The sequence below is a fragment of the Neobacillus sp. GCM10023253 genome, from assembly GCF_042653105.1.
Classification (GTDB): Bacteria; Bacillota; Bacilli; order Bacillales; family Cytobacillaceae; genus Neobacillus; species Neobacillus citreus.
In genome coordinates this window covers 115504-132471 of the sequence record NZ_JBHSHV010000027.1, presented here as the reverse complement: position 1 = coordinate 132471, position 16968 = coordinate 115504, and the positions used below count along the sequence as shown (strand labels likewise).

Genomic DNA, 16968 nt, shown 5'->3' with positions numbered 1-16968 from the left:
TGGTGTTAACCGAATGAAAAAATGGGTTCCAATCGCATCCGGCCTGCTAGCCGGGTTTGCTGCAGCAACACTGTCGTTCGCTGATTTTTCGTCGAACAACACGAAGACTGAGGCCGCAAACGCCAGCAACAAGAGCAATGCCGAAAAGGTTTATGTGCCATTTGGCAAAAAAGATGATTACTATTTATTCGCATCCGGCGGCCACTCCGGACAAATGTTTATCTACGGTGTGCCTTCAATGCGAAAAATTAGAACGATTCCAGTCTTTTCTCCGGATTCCGCTACAGGCTATGGCTTTGATGAGCATTCCAAGAAAATGATGGGTGATTATACTTGGGGTGACCTTCACCACCCTGCTTTCTCGGAAACAAACGGCGACTATGACGGCAAATGGATGTTTGCCACTGATGTCGGCAACAGCCGTGCCGCAGTCGTTGACTTAAAAACATTTACAACCAAAGACATTCTCAATGTTCCAAATACAGCCGGCCCGCACTGTGCCGCGTTTGTAACGGAAAATACCGAGTACATGTTCCTGCCGACACGTTTCGCCGTGCCGCTTGGACAAAAATATGAATCTCTAGATGATTACAGCCAGAAATACCGCGGTGTGATGTCAGCCGTAACCTTTGACGAAAAGAATGTAAAGCTGAACATTGCTTACCAGGTGGCCCTTCCGCCTTGGTCCTATGACCTTTCTGATGCTGGGAAAAAGAGTTCAAAAGACTGGGCTGTTATGACAACCTACAATACGGAAGAAGCAACAACTACAATGGAAGTCAATGCCTCACAGGCTGACCGCGACTACATCGTTCTTTTCAACTGGAAAGAGCTTGAGAAGATGGTCAAGGAAGGCAAATACGAGGATGTTGGCGGCCAAAAAATGATTTTCCCTGAAAAAGAAAAGGGCGGCATTTATTTAGTGCCGGTTGCCAAATCGCCGCACGGTGTTGACGTAACCCCAGATGGAAAATATTTCATCGCTTCCGGCAAGCTTGCTCCTGCGATGACTGTATTCTCATTTGAAAAAGCCTTTAAGGCAATCGAAAAGAAAGAATTTGCCGGCGATCGCAACGGCATTCCAATCTTAAAATATGAATCCGTAATGGAACGTGAAGTGAACCCAGAAAACGCACTTGGACCACTTCATACTCAGTTTGATGACAAAGGCATGGCATATACAACCATGTTCATCTCTTCTGAAATTGTAAAATGGGATCCGAAAACCGGTAAAACTTTAGACCGCGTGCCTGTTCAGTATTCTCCTGGCCACTCTGTTGCTGCTGAAGGCGACACCGTCGCACCTGATGGAAAATGGCTGATTGCCTTGAACAAGATTGCCAAAGACACCTACTTATCGGTCGGACCGTCTCATCCAGAATCAATGCAGTTAATCGATATCAGCGGCAAAATGAAAGTCGTCCAGTCGGCACCGGTTGACCCTGAGCCGCACTATGCACAGATGATCAAAGCTGACAAAATCAAAACGATTAACGTTTATCCGAAGGATCCAAATAATAAGGATGCCGTCTATAAACAAAGTGACACCAAAATTGTCCGTAACGGCAATGAAGTCCATGTGTATGGAATTGCGATGCGCTCAAGATTCATCTTCGACAGTAAGTCAAAACGACCTGACGTGATTGAAGTGAACCAAGGTGACCATGTCTTTATCCATTTGACGAATATCGACTTCGATGAAGATATTACCCACGGTTTTGCAATCAACAGCTATGACTTAAACATGGAAGTTCAGCCTGGCCAAACCAATACAATGGAGTTTACCGCTGATAAAGCAGGTACCTTCCCGCTTTATTGCACAAACTTCTGCTCGGCTCTGCACCAAGAAATGAACGGCTACTTCCTGGTTAAACCAAAAAATTAACGGATTACCGCGAAGCACAGGCCTTCGCTTAAAAAGCCAGATACTTTCGACTTTTGGGCGAGGCTGTCTCAGGGAAAGTGTCCGGTCCCGCTTTATGGGGGGCCGGCACTGAAGGAGGCGGCCTCTCCGCCTTATTAAGCATAAAAGGAATGGTTAACTTGAATGATCGTAACAAAGGCAGTAAATTGTCTATTACCTCGGCATTGCTGATTGGACTTTCAGCCGTATTATTGGTTGTATCAATATTTTTTCCGTGGTGGAAGATGCTGTTTTATGCCCCGCAATATCCCGAAGGATTGAATATTATTGTCTATCCCAATAAGCTGAAAGGCGAAATCGATATTATTAATGGGCTTAACCACTATATTGGCATGTCCAATTTCAGCGAAGAAAATTTCCCGGAACTGGGATACTTGATTTACCTTATTAGCGGATTAGCGGTGCTCACCCTGATTACAGCTATCCTCCGCAATAAAAAGGTTCTTTACGGATTGATTAGCATTTTTGTCATCGGCGGCCTTGCCGGCGTATTGGACCTCCATTCTGCCTTAAAAAAATATGGAACCAATTTAGACCCTAAAGCGCCGATCCATATGGACCCATTTGTTCCGCCGATTATCGGTGAAAACACAGTGGCAAACTTTACTACCCATAGCATCCTAGGTACAGGCGTTTACTTCGTGATTGCCGCGTTTATATTGTTACTAATTCCGGTATGGAAGGATCGAAAAAGATGAAAAAAATAGCGCTCCTGTTTCTTGTTTTTTCTCTAGTGTTATTTTTCAACCCTGAGGGAAAGATGGCTGCCGATAATCTGCAAGCAAAAATCGACTCCATGAAAGAGGGGGCGGTATTGAAGCTTGACAATCAAACCTATACAGGCAATATCGTCATCAAGAAACCGATGACGATCATTGGTTCAACAAACACCGTGATTAAAGGGGACGGAACCGGCAACGTGATTTCCGTTAAAGCTGCAAATGTCAGCTTGAAAAATCTTACCGTGTCTGGCAGCAGCATGGACCGCAACTCCTCTGAGGAATACGCGGCCATTAAGGTTTATACCAATAACAACGTGATTGAGCACATTACCATCCGCCATTCCTTTCACGGTATTTATTTAAGCAAAGCTCACCACAATATTGTTCGCTATAACAATATTAAGGGACTGGGAAAGGGTGAAATTGCTGCCCAGGGAAACGGGCTCCATGTTTGGTACGCCGAAAATAATTTGCTTTCCCATAATACAATTGATGGCACCCGGGACGGCATGTTCTTTGATTATTCCAGCCACAATAAAAGCTTCGACAATAACATCAGCAATACCCGGTACGGCTTGCATTATATGTACTCCGATGAAAATACATTTAAACGAAATACGTTTACGATGAACGAGGGCGGCGCCGCGATTATGAATTCCAATGGCCTTACCCTTACAGACAATCAATTTATCGTCAACTATGGAAACAAATCATTTGGTTTATTGCTGCTGCAGGCCAATGATAACCATATCGAGCACAATACGTTTTACATGAACCAGCGTGGCTTGTACATTGACCAAGCAACGCGGAATCTGATTAAAGACAATAAAATCATTCGCAACCAAATCGGAATTGAGCTGTGGGCCAGTTCCAATGACCAGATTTTTACGTTAAACCAAATCTCTGAAAATACGATCCCTGCTGTCACGATTGGCGGCAAAGGCGAACATAATGTCTGGACCCAAAAGGGCAAAGGCAACGAATGGGGCTCCGCCTTCCCGCTCACCGATTTAAACCAGGACAGCATAGGGGATTTTCCGATAACCTACCGTTCAGCCCTCCATCAGTTGATTGAGGATCAAGAATTAACCAATTTCTTTTTAAAAAGCCCGGCGATTGCCATCTATGAAAAAATCAACGCCAGCCTTAATGAAGATGAAGTTATGTTTAAGGACCCGCACCCGCTCGTGTCTAAAAAAGACGGACATTCCACTTCCGCCATTTTTATCGGGTTGGGGACTGCGCTTGCCGCCGTGCTGGTCTTGATAAAGGGGAGACAGCGAATATGCATTACATTTGGAAAGAATGGAAGGAAAATATAAGGGGTAAAGGCCTATGGCTAAGCTTAAGCATCATAGTGCTGATTTCAATCAGTATTTTATTCCGTTCCGCTGACCTTTCGTTCGATAAAGGCTTTTATATTCTGCTAATCAATTTGTTTGATACAATTATTTATTTCATTCCGATATTATGTTTATTTATCGGCGCGTTTTCGATTTTTCAGGAAAAAGAACAAAAGACCTTAATCATGCTGTTGACGAAGCAGGACAGCTATGGCAGCTTTTTGCTGAGAAAAAACATGGGGCTTTATACGGTGGTCCTGGTGCCTCTTTTTGCCTGGTTTCTACTATATGCACTTTTGTTAAAGTTCCAATTCCAGCTTGATTTTGGCAGTTATTTTATTTTTCTTTTTAGTATTTTAGTGATGGTACTGATCTTCCTGCAAATGGGGACGGCGATTGGCAGTTTTGCCCGCTCGCGGATGCAGATTATCGGCTTCACGATTTTTGTCTGGTTTTATTTTTTCTTTCTGCACGATTTTATCCTGCTGTCGTTTTTGCCGGATGTCACCTATGAAAATGTGAAATTCTTTTCCCTAATCTATTTTTTAAATCCGCTTCAGGCGATCCGAATGTTTTTGGAAACAGGTATGGGCGTTTACTCCTTCGGCCATATGTCACGGCTTTTGGAAGCATTCATGTGGACAAAACCGGTATTCTTCTTATTCGGAAATTTGCTGGTTTGGCTCATCGTCTCGTTTGCGAGCGCACTATTGTTTAACCGCAAGGAGGGCTATGAATGATTAAAGTCACGAATTTAAATCAATCATTTGGGAAGAAACTAGTATTAGACTCTGTCAATCTCGAAATCGGCCAATATGAAATCTGTGCCCTTGTCGGCCGCAACGGTGCCGGAAAATCGACGCTGATTAATAGTTTGCTTGGGCTATTGCCGATCAAGCAAGGCGAGATTACGATTAACTTTCAACCTGTCTCCAAGAAAAACAGTGAATGGAAAAAGGCAATTGCTTACCTGCCGGAAAAGTTCATGCTCTACCCGATGCTGACAGGCCTTGAAAATCTGACGTTTTTTGCCGAGGCAGTCTCCGGAACGGCGGATGCCGCAAGGATGGAAGAGGTGCTGCGGGCGGTCCGGCTTTGGGATGACCGCGATGAGCAGGTAAAGAAGTATTCCAAAGGGATGCTGCAAAGGCTGGGTCTTGCCATTACCTTGTATCAGGAGTCGAGCATTCTGATTCTCGATGAACCGACGAGCGGGATTGACCCAATGGGCCGGAAGGAAATTTTGGAGGTGCTGAAGGGACTGAAGGACAAAACGATCCTGCTCTCGTCACACCATTTGGATGAAATCCGCCAGGTTTGCACCCATGTTGCTTTTTTAAACGAAGGGAAAATTGAAAAATATACAGTTGGAGAGTTTTTAGACACACATCAATTAGGAGGTTTGGGATCATGAGGAAAAGGTTTATGCCCGCAGTGCTGCTGTTGGTCATGATAGTAGCTTTTGCAGCTGTCATGGCTGGCTGCAGTTCGGGGCCTGATTATAAAATTGACGTGACCAAGGAGCTTTATTTCCAAAAGGAAAAGGCTTCGCCGTTTGAAATCAAGGTGACCGAGAACGGAAAGGCGGTAACAGGGCTTTCTGTATCCGTCAAATTATCGATGTCCAACATGGACCACGGCACCGTGAAAGCCAAGTTTGCCGAGGGCAAGGGTGGCACTTACTCGGCTGACGTAAAGGTGCCGATGAACGGCAAATACGAAGCGGTTTTCAACTTGGAAAAAGGCGGGAAAAAGACTGAAAAGGTGATCTCCATCGAGGCGGCAAAGCCTGAAGGTGTTGCCAAGGTAAACGAAAAATGGATTACCAATGAGGATGTTACTTTTTATAAGTTAATCAACCGGCTCCAGCTTGAGATAAACCGGGAGGCAGCCAAGAAGAACTACAGTGGTGCGCAATTAGACGAGGAGTTGGCCTATTTGGATTCTCAGGAGAAATTAGCTGAGGACAAAAACCAGCTATTAACACAGATTATCCGCCTCCGCTCGATGGCGATGCTGGCTGAGGAAAAAGGCCATAAGGCCGAGGCTGCTGAGGTGGATGCAGCGGTCGAAAAAGCGCGCGGACAATACGCACAATTCCCATCAGCTCAAGCGTTAATCAAGCAATATGGTGAAGAAAAATTTTGGACTGTTGAAAAGCAGCAATACAAACTGATTGTCTTGGCCCAAATGGTCCAAAAGGATTTAGTTGACCAAGCCAAAAAAGAAAACCCAAAGGCTGGGGACCAAGAAGTTTACTACCAAGCCCAAAAGAAATACGAAGACCTGCTGGTATCACAAATTAACTCGCTTAAGATTGAAATCTTATAGCCTTGTAAAAGGTGTCAGGCACCATGTGAATTTTTCACACGGTGCCTGACACCTTTTCCTATCTATTTCAAATTTCTCACCAAAACCCGGTATAGTTTATCATCTTTTTCATCCGGGGTACCGCGGCCGTCGGTGTTGTTGCTGACGAAGTAGAGGTATTCGCCGTCGTTGTAAACATCGCGGATCCGGCCCAATCCAGTGATGACTGCTGTGGTGCGGCCGGCCTCGAGGTCAAACTCGCGGACCGCATTCCCGCGCAGTGCAGCCACATAAAGTTTTCCATTATGGGCGGCCATCCCGGACGGCGCCCATGTTTCATTCCCGGACTGAAAGAGCGGCGTCACCATTCTCGCCTTTCGTTCCGTCCCTTGAATCACCGGCCAGCCATAATTCGCCCTGGTCTTAATCCGATTGATTTCATCGTGCGCCGATTGCCCGTGTTCACTTGCATAAAGCGTCTCACCAATCCAGGCAAGCCCCTGCGGATTCCGGTGGCCGTAGCTGTACACAAAAGAGTTCGGAAATGGATTATCAACTGGTACAGACCCGTCCAAATTCATGCGCAATATTTTCCCATTGATGGAGTTCCTTTTTTGCGCCGATTCCGGAACAGTCGCATCACCCGTTGTCACATAAAGCTTTCCGTCAGGGCCAATTTTGATCCGGCCGCCATGATGGTAGGCCGCACTCGGGATGCGGTCCAACAGGATCCGCCCCTCAACCCATTCAGCACCGTTCCATGTTAACACAACGACCCGGTTGAACTGGCCCTGCCCCTCTTCCGAATATGTGTAATAGGCGAAGGCCTGGTGATTTTCTGCAAATTGGGGATCCAGCACAAAGCCGAGCAGCCCGGCTTCCGCTGCTTCAGCCAGCGGTTTCCGTAAGACCACTCGCTGCCGTTCCATTTTGTCATTTTCGATTTTTGCAATGCTTCCTGTTCGCTCACTGATGTAAAATGTTCCATTCACTTTATCAATTGACCATGGGACAGATAAATTTTCAGCGACAACCTCAATATCAGGCTGGAGGACAATGGCTTCATCCCCTGGTTCCTCTTCTTTTTTTTCAAAAAAGGAACAGCCTGAAAGCAGCAAAATCAAAACTAACACGATGGATCCAGCTTTGTACATTTGCAGCCTCCTTTTATAAAACTTCCAGTATCGCCTTTCCTACACCACTATTTTCATTTGTATCGGTAATCCAATCGCACAGCGACTTAATGTGCGGACTGGCATTGCCCATCGCAACCGCACGACCTGCCTTTTCAAACATTGACACGTCATTAAAATTATCGCCAATCGCCATCGTTTCTGACAAATCAATCCCTTTTGCATTGACGAAGGCCTCAAGGGCAATCCCTTTTTGCGCATTCTTATGGGTAATTTCAATATTTTCAATGCCCGATTTGGTAACCTCAAGCTCGCTAAACTCTTTTATGGCGCTGGCAGCATCGCCAAGTTTATCTAAATCAAAGGAGAATACTAAAAACTTATAAATCTGATACTCATCACTTTCAAAAAGAAGTTCATAATTTTGAATTGGATGAATCAAGCCATCTCTGATTCTTCCTCCCGCCGCATGAACGACATAGTCCCGGTCGGCTTCAGGATTGGCGCTCATTACGATGTCCACGAGAATGGAAACAGCCTTGTCGGTATCGACGGAAAAAGCTCCCTTATTCGTGTATACCTCGAAATAGATATCCTTTTCGTACAATACCGCCGCAGCATCCTTGGCCATTTGCTTGGCAATTGGAGAAGCTGAAATAATCTCGCCTTCTTTTGAGCGGACCTCAGCCCCGTTCACACAAATAACTGGACATTTCAATCCCGCAGCATCTAACACATAAGTGGCTTCCTGATAGGATCTGCCGGTAGCAACCACCACTTCCACTCCGGCTTCCTGTGCCTTTAAGATCGCCTGTTTATTTTCCTGGGTAATAACCTGCATGGAATTCAATAATGTGCCATCCATATCTGTTGCAATACATTTCATTATGATGTTCTCCTTCTTCTCTTTTCAATATTGCCATTCTACCATGAACAACTGGTATTTTCTCCTAATTGGCTCAGTTTAAATACTTGCTGCCTTCCCGAATGCTTAAAGGCGCTAATTGGTGCCCCACGATAAACCTCCCGACGGACCCAGGATTTGTCTTCGAATATTCCCGTAATGCCCAGCCAATTGCCTTTTGGATAAAAAATTCCTTGCTTGAGGCGTTCTCACGTATGTATTGATAAAGCAGCTCCTCATCCGTTTTTTCTTTATATTTCAATTGAAAAAGAATCGCCGCTCTTCTTAGCCAGAGGCATTCATGGACGGACCAGCCGTTTATGGTCTCCTCGATTACCTCAGGGAAGACCTGTGCAATTGTTCCAACCGGCTTTGGGGCAATCGCATCGACCGTGTCCCACCACGATTTTGTGGTGATTAGCTGCTCCATGAACGGCAAATCGGCCTTGTCCAATTTGTTCAGTGACTTTTCCATATAAACTAACGCGGTATACTGATATTCCCGTTCTTCCTTCTCCCAAAGCCCCCAAACAAAATCTTGATTGAAAGGATTGTTTAAAATTCCGGTTTCTTTAAAAAATTGCTTTTCCAGCTGGCTTCGTAAAGGTTTTTTTATGCCGAGAAATGGGAAATGCCCCTTCATATATTTTTCCATCGGCCCGGCATTTTCTTCATTTCTGTTCTCCTCAAAAAGCTCGGTCAAGAGTGCGATCTCTTTCAATAAACGTCATCCTTTCTTTTTACCTTATTTTTGGCGAAGAAACTCGTGTATAAACTAATAGGCAGACGACAAACTAACATGTGCGGAAGGAGGGATGATGATGACGAAAAAATTTAATAAAGGCAGCGACAACCAAAATTCGGCGCGCGCCGGCCACGCTGAAGCGGAATTCGCCGCCGAATTCGTAAGCGGCGATAACAGCAAAGGAAACAAACGCAACAAAGACCAGCAAAGCAAGACAAAACAAAACCACACACATAACGGAAATAGAGCCTGACCCTCAGCTTTACTCACTAATAAGAAAAAGAACCAAGGGAATCAGGCCCCTTGGTTCTAAGCGTTTACCCCAGCTAATGCATTGATTTCTGCAGCAATTTTAGTTTGGATTTTTTCGACCACAGAAAAATCCATTGCGGCGATATAAATGTCCTCAAGTTCGTCATGGAGCTTTTTTGCCTTGGCGAGCCAGCTTGTTGCCTCTGTCATCTTGTTTCTATACTTGGTGGAAATTTTGCTGATAAAATCGGCAAAGATCTCATCTGTTCCCTGTTCGATTAAAATTTCATACATATCAATGATTTCATCGCCGTCGCGGCTTGGGAAGTACTCGTGCGGTGCGGTACTGTCGAAAATGGCAATCCCTAGCTCTCTAAAAATACACATATCAAGGCTATGCGGGTCAAAGCCGCAATGATAGATTTCTACATCGACGCCGCGCTCCTCTGCTGCAGCAGCTAATTTTTTCAGCATCGTAGACTTGCCGGAACCCGGGCGACCCTTAATAAAATAGCGTTTTTGAATGTCTTCCGTTAAATTAGGGACAAAATCAACTGGGCCTTTTGGTGTGGCAGCCCCAAGAAAACGGTGGCGGACATCGGCTTGTTTGCTTAACCTCATTTTTCCAAAGAAAGTTTCAATCAGCTTTTTGGTCAATTGGTCCGCTTTTTGGAAGTTCATGCTGTTTATATAGATTTTTTCCCAATCATCATGAATTTCAAGCGCTTCTTTAAAAGTAGCGTAGGCTGTCACAAAGGACTCACTAATTTGGCTGGTCAGCTTTTTGATCGTGTTTTTTTGCGCACTCAGCGCCTTGGCATCCCACGCCTCGCCTAGATTAATATATTCTTCCACCGCGCCCGGCGCTTTCGGCTCAATGACATGCGGAGCAGTTCCGTCAACAATTCCTACCTTTAATGCCGGAATTATCACTCCATCAATGGAATTATTATCAGATGAACAGTGGAGCAGCTCGATGTCATAGCCTTTTTCCACCCATTCCTGGCCAATTTTTTTCATGAGCGACGATTTGCCCGTACCAGGCCCGCCTTTTAAGATAAACAAACGGTCAAGTCCCTGCAGGTTGGAATCGTACAAATTATGAAATCCCCTGGCTGTGTTACCGCCGGCAAAATAGTTTTTAATTTTCCCTGCCATTCATTAACACTCCCTTTTTAAAAATAAACATTGCCATTAGGCAATTTTCAATCACAAAGATTAAGTTCACCATATCTTATGCTTTTGTTGTTTATAGGTGAATGCCTATGCGAAAAACTGATTTTTTTTAATATGGGGTGTTGATTTCCGCTCCAATCAACAATGTTACAAAAAGGAATGTTTAAAAAGGGAAGTTTACTTTATTACATCTGCCAACTCGGCATCTATGATTTCTTTTAATTGGTTCGGTTCGAGCACGATTTGCATGCCTACTTTTCCCGCACTGACGACGATTGCTTCAATTTCTGAGCAGCTTTGGTCGATGAAGGTCCGGTATTGCTTTTTCATGCCGACGGGCGAGCAGCCGCCGCGGATGTAACCGGTCCATTTTTGAATATCCTTCACCGGAATCATTTCGACACTCTTCTCCCCGGCCGCTTTAGCCGCCTTTTTCAGGTTTAATTCCTCGGCAACAGGAATAACGAACACATACAGGTTTTTGCTTGCCCCTTGCGTGACGAGTGTCTTATAGACCTCTTTCAGATTCCTGCCAATTTTCTCAGCAACCGACACCCCATCAATTTTTCCATCCTTATTTTCGTATGTAAGCACCTCATAATGAATCTTTTTCGCGTCCAAAATGCGCATTGCATTGGTTTTGGCCTGTGCCATCTGAATCATCCTTCTGATTTTTCTTTTATTTTAGCAAAAATTGGCGGATGGCGAGTAAATTCAAGATATTGGCGAGTAAAATAAAAAAGTTGGCGAGTAAATTTTTATATTAGAACAGTAAACCGGGCAAAGTGGCGAGTAAATGAAAAAAAGATAATTTTTACGACCTTTTAAACTTAAAAAGCTACCTGAGCCAGGCTAATCGTCTGGCATTTTGAGGACTGACGCGGAATTTAACAAGTAAATAAATTCAAATAAAAAGAGAGCTTGCACCTTAGCACAAACTCTCTCCTTACAAAAACTATTGCAGCCACGCCTGGAAGTAGCGCGTTACGGCGACTGCGTAATCGCCTCTGGTTACTTTTTTCACCGGCTCAAAGCTGGCTTCAACAGTCGGCACTAAATCATACGGTCCTTGTTTTACCGTAAAAGTAGCATTTAGGATGTTCAGGTCGAGGGCCACTTGCACATACCCTTTGAGGGAAGCCGGAATGGAAGCATCGTCCTTAAGTTTAATCCGCTCATCCTTGTATTGAACCGTTACATCCCCAGTGAATTCCTTGGCCTGTTTTTCCAGCCCAAGCGCTTGGACAAGGGTATAAGCCAGTTCCGCGCGGTTGACCTCACCGTTTGGATTAAAATTGCCGTTCGCATCAAGCTGCATGACGCCGCCCTGCACCCAAACGCCATCGCGAATGGCTGCGCCCTTGGCGACAACTGCTTTGACAAATGGGACATCACCCGTAGCAACATCCTTCAACATAGGTGCCTGACTTTGGCGGATACCCACGCCCATCACAAGGAAGCGGGCCAATTCTTTGCGCAAAAGGTTTTGCTTCGGCTTGAAGGTGCCGTCCGCATAACCGTCAACAAGTCTTTCACTGACTGCCATTTGGATAGCGGAAGCAGCAGGATCGCCCGTGATATCGTTTAGGCCGGAAAAGCCGTTGACTTTTGTCGTGGAGATCATTCCGGTAATGGTTTCCGGAAGACCAATCCCAAGCGGATTAGAAGGATCGCCGTGAAGCCCTTCAATTTTTACCTTCCATTCACCTGCTTTAGGTGAATTTACGGCCACCGTACGATCTGGATAAAGTGGGAACAATAAGCTAACCCCCGAGCTGTATTCCGTACCGTCTGGAGAGATTAACATCAAATTAACTGGGTTCCCGGTCTGACCCAATAACCCGTAGGCATCTATTCTGGCCGATACATTGGATACTCCCTCTGCAACCGTAAAGGAATACATATTGGATTCGGCAAGGACAGGATTATAGTCAACAGTAAACTCTGATCGATCAACTGTCGAGTTGACATAGCTATTAAATTTTTGTCCGGCATTCAATGTTTTCCCATACGTTTTTCCAAACATAACCGCATCCAGTGCATCGTAAGCATTCACATAGCCGGCGCCGACTTCCCATGTTTCATAGCCCGGCATATTCGTAGCCGTATTCTGCAATACTCGTTTGATTTCATCCGGAGACAGGGTTGGGTCTGCCTCTAACAAAAGGGCCGTGATACCGGCAATGTGCGGTGTTGCCATCGAGGTGCCGCTCATCATCGTATAGTATGGCAGATAGGCAGGCTCAATGGCAGCTGCGTCATCCTGAATCGCCAGTGAAGATACAGGCGCCAGCACTCTAGTCGAGATAATATCTACCCCAGGGGCAGTAATCGTCGGTTCATCCTTCCAAGTATAGGTTTCGCCATCCATTTCAAATGTACCGCCGACACCCTTTGTTCCTCTGGAAGAGAAGTCCGCTAAAGAACCATCTTTTTCACCAGCTGCAACCGAGATCACCCAAGGGGCTTTCGCATATGGGTTATGCGTGTTTTCGCCCGGTCCTTCATTTCCAGCTGCAAATAATACAGTGATGCCGCGGTCATGAGCCGCTTTAGAAGCTATATTAATAGGATCATTGGGATCAAAGTCCCCTGATGAACCCCAGGAGTTAGTAATAACGCGAATATTGTAGTCAAATTGGTGGGTAATGGCGTAGTCAAAGCCGCCAAGTCCGTCAAGGACAAACAATGCAGCACCTGAACCATAACCAATTAAATTGGCACCAGGGGCAACACCTTCATATTTTCCACTGGACATGGCCCCAGTTCCGCCGACTGTACCGGCTACATGGGTTCCGTGCCCGGAGTTGGAATCCGTGTTCGGCACATTTTCAGCATAAGTGATGGGAAGTATTCCTGGTGCAAGGCTAGCCAAATTAATACTGGCCAAAACGTTCTGCACAAGATGGCTGCCAAACTCGATATCCTTGTGGGTTCCATCGACACCGCTGTCGTTAATGACAACTCCGACACCTTTGCCAGTTACCGGCATGCCGCCGTTTGCTTTTTGCATCGCCGCATCTGTGCGCGACTTATCAACGCCTGTTAATGCGGTGGCATCGGCATTATAATATTCCAGTTTCCGATTTAAATAGATAGATTTTACACCTGGCTGCTCCGCCAGTTTATTAATCTGATCCTTTGTTGCAAGAATTCCCGTAATCGGCAGAGACTTCAATGAAATGCCCTTGGAAATTCCCAGAGTTTTTAATAGATTAAGATTATCCTCTGTCGGCGCTCCTTGGCCATCAAACGTAACGATAACCTGAAGTGGTTCAATTGCTGTGGCTAGTGCCTTTACCAACTGGAGGTCAAGTACAGCGGATGTTGTATCGGCCTTCGCTGCCGGTAAATTTGGTATAACTAATGACAAAAGAATGATAAGAGTTAATAAACCCGAAAACCACCTTTTCACACCCATTCCCCTTTTCTGCTATAGTATGAGTCCATTGTCCAAGAAACCGGACCAAAATACTATTCAGCAAAGGGTCTATTTCAACTAAATAGAAGTACTATTTTCCCTTCCTACTTAAGTAATATTTATTAGTCCGTTAGAAATAGCAGATACAAAGAAAAGGGTGTCAGGCACCGCAAAAAGACATTTGTCTTTCCGGGATGGACACACCTACACTTACAAAAGAGAACCAAGCCCCACGGCTTGGTTCTCAGAAACTATTTAAGTCACTCCTAAGTCAACGGCACAAGCTGATTCTGTACAGCATAAATGACAACCTGGGACCGGCTTTTGACGCCGAGTTTTTTGAATATGTTGGACACGTGGATTTTGACCGTTTTGTCACTGATGAACAGTGTTTGGGCTATTTCCTTGTTATTCATGCCCTTGACCAAGCAGAGAAGCACATCCTTCTCCCGCTCAGTCAGCGTCGAATCCGCAGACTTTTCTTCCTCAGCTGGCTCTGGTTTAGCCGGAGGCTGGAAAAAGCCCAAAAACTTCTTCGTCATCGATGGGTGGATGACCGACTGCCCGTTTGCCACCGCGCGAATCGCATCGACCACATGCTGAGAAGGGGCATCCTTCAGCAAATAACCATCAGCCCCTTCGCGAATCGCCGACATAAAGTACTCATCATGGTCAAACATCGTCAGTATCAGAATTTTAATAGAAGGGTACATTTTTTTTATAATGCTCGTTGCTTCAATGCCATTCTTCTCTGGAATGTTAATATCCATCAAAATCACATCCGGCATTGTCTCTTTTACCTTTTCAATTGCGTCATTGCCATTGATGGCTTCCGCAATCACCTCAATATCGGTTTCCATTTCCAAAATATTTTTCAACCCATCCCGTAAAACGGCATGATCATCGACTAGCATAAGCTTGATCACGCAAATCACTCCCTTCAATCCCCATTCTTGGCACCGTTAAGGTTATCTCTGTTCCGGCTCCTTCGCGGCTGTCTACCTGCAGCGAGGCCTGAATTTTATCAGCTGATTCATTCATATGTAATATTCCAAAATGCGGATGCTCCCGGGCCTTGATCATGGCCTGAAAAAGCGAAAACCCCTTGCCATTATCCTTCACCTTCAAAAGCACATTTTCTTTTTGATAGCTTAACAGAATGTCAATTTTCGAGGCTTCTGCATGTTTAACGGCATTCTGCACACTTTCCTGACAAATATCGAAAATAATTTTTTCAACCATCGAGCTCAGGTGGAATTCCGGACCTCTTGTCTCCAAATTGATATCCAAATTATGCTCCCGCTTGACCGCATTAATTTTTGCAGTAATGGCCGACAATAATCCCACCCGCTCAGTCGGATAAGGTCTTAACGCATAGATGGATTCCCGTACCTCTTTCAGGCTGCGCCTCAGCTTCTCGGTGCTTTCGCCCATTAACCGAAGTGAATCGTCCGGCATTTTCGCAAATTTTCGCTGTGCCGTTTCAAGATTCATAATCGCGCCGGCGAGCGACTGGGCCACCCCATCATGGATATCCCGGGCAATCCGATTCCTTTCTTCTAAAATCAGCCGCTTCTCCTGCTCGGCAAACAGCCATCTTGTTTTAATCAGGACAGCCAGCTGATTAGCAAGGGTGGCGGCAGAACGCATATCATCCTCCCCGAAGCTGTTGGTCCTGCTTCTGCCAAAGACGAACATCCCGACCAGCTCATTTTCTAAAATTAAGGGAGCATACAGTAATGTCCCTATTTCCTTTGTAAAAAAGATCCCTGCCGGACTTGGGTCTCTTTTGGCATTATGATAAATGGTCAAATTTGTGATTTTATCAAGAGCAGCAGCCGTTTCCGCCGACATTGTTAAATCTTCATTAACAGGGCCGGCTGCAAAACGGAACAACCAGCCTTCTGGTCTCCGTTTCCACAAAATCCATGCATCAACATCGATAAATTCTTGAAGATTATCTTTTAAAAAAGTTAACCAATCAGACCTCGCAATTTTTTTATTGAGCTCGGATGAAATGCTGAACAACGCTTTCAGCTTCGCCTTTTCCTTTTTTAAATTGGCAATAATTGAGCTTAGCAGGGCAACACAGACTAACGGGATAAAAAAGAAGAAAAAAGAAAAAACATCAATCGTTCCCCGCCTTTGATTTCCCAAAACATGCAACAAAACTATATATCCATAGGAAATAAGAAAACTATACACCTCAAAGAGTGCTTTCATCTTCCAGATTTTCAGATTATACGTTTGTGGCCTGATAGCAAAAACAAAATCCACAATGAGATTATTCATGAAATAAAAGGGAATGATGAGCAAATTAAAATGGATGATTCCCTGCAGCACCCTTGACAGCCCTTCGATTGGCATCTGCGGATACAGCCATTGGCAAAGCAGATGGGCAATATAAAAACTAATCACCTGCATGGCCGGATTAAAGAAAATAATTCGGAGCGGCCGTCTATTCATAATGTTAATGGCTGCAACAATAATCCCATAAAAAACAATCGTATAGGCTAAGCCATCGATAAGGTATATGGCATAAACCAATGGAAATGAGATGGTTATTTGACCTTTCCAAACAGGTACTGGAAACAGTTCAACAATAAAGAGAAACAACACCAGCAACGTCAAAATCATTGGCTGATGGGGAACCGATAAATCAAGCAGGCCAAATTGGAGATAAAGAAATACTCCAATGATTGATATCAATAGTAGGAATTGCCTTGAAAGCTGTTCTTTTTTTTGCAAAATGCCGATATCGCCCAAAGCTTCCCCTCCAAATTCTGTGACGGTTTACTTAATTTTCTGTTTATTCTAGTTTAATGTATTTATAGATTGAAAACAATATGAATGATTGTTCAGTCGGCCAAACGTCCGCAAAAAATAAGGACCCAACCCGGTCTAATGAATCACACTGACCGGACTAGGCCCTCGGCAAACCAGATTGGTTTGATATCCACTATTATGTCATAAACCGCTATGCGTTTTCTATTTGGCTAAAGGATTATTCTTGCCTACTACCTTTGTATTAAATTTAT

At 44.8% G+C, this 16968-nt stretch carries 15 protein-coding genes; 7 read left to right on the top strand and 8 right to left on the bottom strand.

Annotation, left to right across the window (positions count from 1 at the left end):
- The first annotated feature begins 13 nt into the window (after positions 1-13).
- From nosZ to ACFPA1_RS24140, 6 genes are all read left to right on the top strand, one after another.
- Positions 14-1885: a Sec-dependent nitrous-oxide reductase gene (gene nosZ, locus ACFPA1_RS24165; protein WP_378586488.1), complete on the top strand. Its 1872-nt coding sequence runs from the start codon at positions 14-16 to the stop codon at positions 1883-1885.
- A gap of 158 nt (positions 1886-2043) precedes the next feature.
- Positions 2044-2622 (top strand): hypothetical protein, encoded by a 579-nt coding sequence (locus tag ACFPA1_RS24160; RefSeq protein WP_241114173.1) that lies wholly within the window; start codon positions 2044-2046, stop codon positions 2620-2622.
- Complete coding sequence (gene nosD, locus ACFPA1_RS24155; RefSeq protein ID WP_378586486.1) at positions 2619-3968, top strand: nitrous oxide reductase family maturation protein NosD; 1350 nt, start codon at positions 2619-2621, stop codon at positions 3966-3968. Before ACFPA1_RS24160 ends, nosD begins: the two co-directional genes overlap by 4 nt.
- Positions 3932-4729 carry an ABC transporter permease gene (locus ACFPA1_RS24150; protein ID WP_213147915.1) on the top strand — a complete coding sequence of 266 codons (798 nt, stop codon included), beginning with the start codon at positions 3932-3934 and terminating at the stop codon, positions 4727-4729. Before nosD ends, ACFPA1_RS24150 begins: the two co-directional genes overlap by 37 nt.
- Positions 4726-5403, top strand: coding sequence for an ABC transporter ATP-binding protein (locus ACFPA1_RS24145; RefSeq protein ID WP_213147914.1), 678 nt, complete (start codon positions 4726-4728; stop codon positions 5401-5403). The genes ACFPA1_RS24150 and ACFPA1_RS24145 overlap by 4 nt, the downstream gene beginning before the upstream one ends.
- Complete coding sequence (locus ACFPA1_RS24140) at positions 5400-6320, top strand: FixH family protein (protein ID WP_378586483.1); 921 nt, start codon at positions 5400-5402, stop codon at positions 6318-6320. The genes ACFPA1_RS24145 and ACFPA1_RS24140 overlap by 4 nt, the downstream gene beginning before the upstream one ends.
- A gap of 62 nt (positions 6321-6382) precedes the next feature.
- On the opposite strand, the gene ACFPA1_RS24135 is transcribed toward ACFPA1_RS24140, so the two are convergent.
- From ACFPA1_RS24135 to ACFPA1_RS24125, 3 genes are all read right to left on the bottom strand, one after another.
- Positions 6383-7453: a PQQ-dependent sugar dehydrogenase gene (locus tag ACFPA1_RS24135; protein ID WP_378586481.1), complete on the bottom strand. Its 1071-nt coding sequence runs from the start codon at positions 7451-7453 to the stop codon at positions 6383-6385.
- Positions 7454-7466: 13 nt separating this feature from the next.
- Positions 7467-8318, bottom strand: coding sequence for a Cof-type HAD-IIB family hydrolase (locus ACFPA1_RS24130; protein WP_378586479.1), 852 nt, complete (start codon positions 8316-8318; stop codon positions 7467-7469).
- Between the two features lie 73 nt (positions 8319-8391).
- Positions 8392-9057: a DNA alkylation repair protein gene (locus tag ACFPA1_RS24125; protein WP_378586476.1), complete on the bottom strand. Its 666-nt coding sequence runs from the start codon at positions 9055-9057 to the stop codon at positions 8392-8394.
- Positions 9058-9151: 94 nt separating this feature from the next.
- Between ACFPA1_RS24125 and ACFPA1_RS24120 the strand changes: the two genes are divergently transcribed.
- Positions 9152-9334 (top strand): hypothetical protein, encoded by a 183-nt coding sequence (locus ACFPA1_RS24120; protein WP_378586959.1) that lies wholly within the window; start codon positions 9152-9154, stop codon positions 9332-9334.
- Positions 9335-9390: 56 nt separating this feature from the next.
- Here the strand turns inward: ACFPA1_RS24120 and ACFPA1_RS24115 are convergent, their stop codons facing one another.
- The 5 genes from ACFPA1_RS24115 to ACFPA1_RS24095 all read right to left on the bottom strand — a co-directional run bounded on the left by ACFPA1_RS24115 (position 9391) and on the right by ACFPA1_RS24095 (position 16696).
- The gene (locus tag ACFPA1_RS24115) at positions 9391-10491 is read right to left on the bottom strand and encodes a PRK06851 family protein (RefSeq protein ID WP_378586474.1); all 1101 of its coding nucleotides are present in this window, start codon (positions 10489-10491) and stop codon (positions 9391-9393) included.
- Positions 10492-10686: 195 nt separating this feature from the next.
- A complete protein-coding gene (gene ybaK / locus ACFPA1_RS24110) occupies positions 10687-11163 on the bottom strand; it encodes a Cys-tRNA(Pro) deacylase (protein WP_378586472.1) in 477 nt (158 codons plus the stop codon).
- Between the two features lie 301 nt (positions 11164-11464).
- Positions 11465-13924, bottom strand: a complete 2460-nt coding sequence (locus tag ACFPA1_RS24105) for a S8 family serine peptidase (RefSeq protein ID WP_378586469.1) — start codon at positions 13922-13924, stop codon at positions 11465-11467.
- 272 nt (positions 13925-14196) lie between these two features.
- Entirely contained in the window at positions 14197-14856 is a 660-nt protein-coding gene (locus ACFPA1_RS24100) for a response regulator (RefSeq protein ID WP_378586466.1), read from the bottom strand.
- Positions 14831-16696, bottom strand: coding sequence for a GAF domain-containing sensor histidine kinase (locus ACFPA1_RS24095; protein WP_378586463.1), 1866 nt, complete (start codon positions 16694-16696; stop codon positions 14831-14833). The genes ACFPA1_RS24100 and ACFPA1_RS24095 overlap by 26 nt, the downstream gene beginning before the upstream one ends.
- Between the last annotated feature and the right edge of the window lie 272 nt (positions 16697-16968).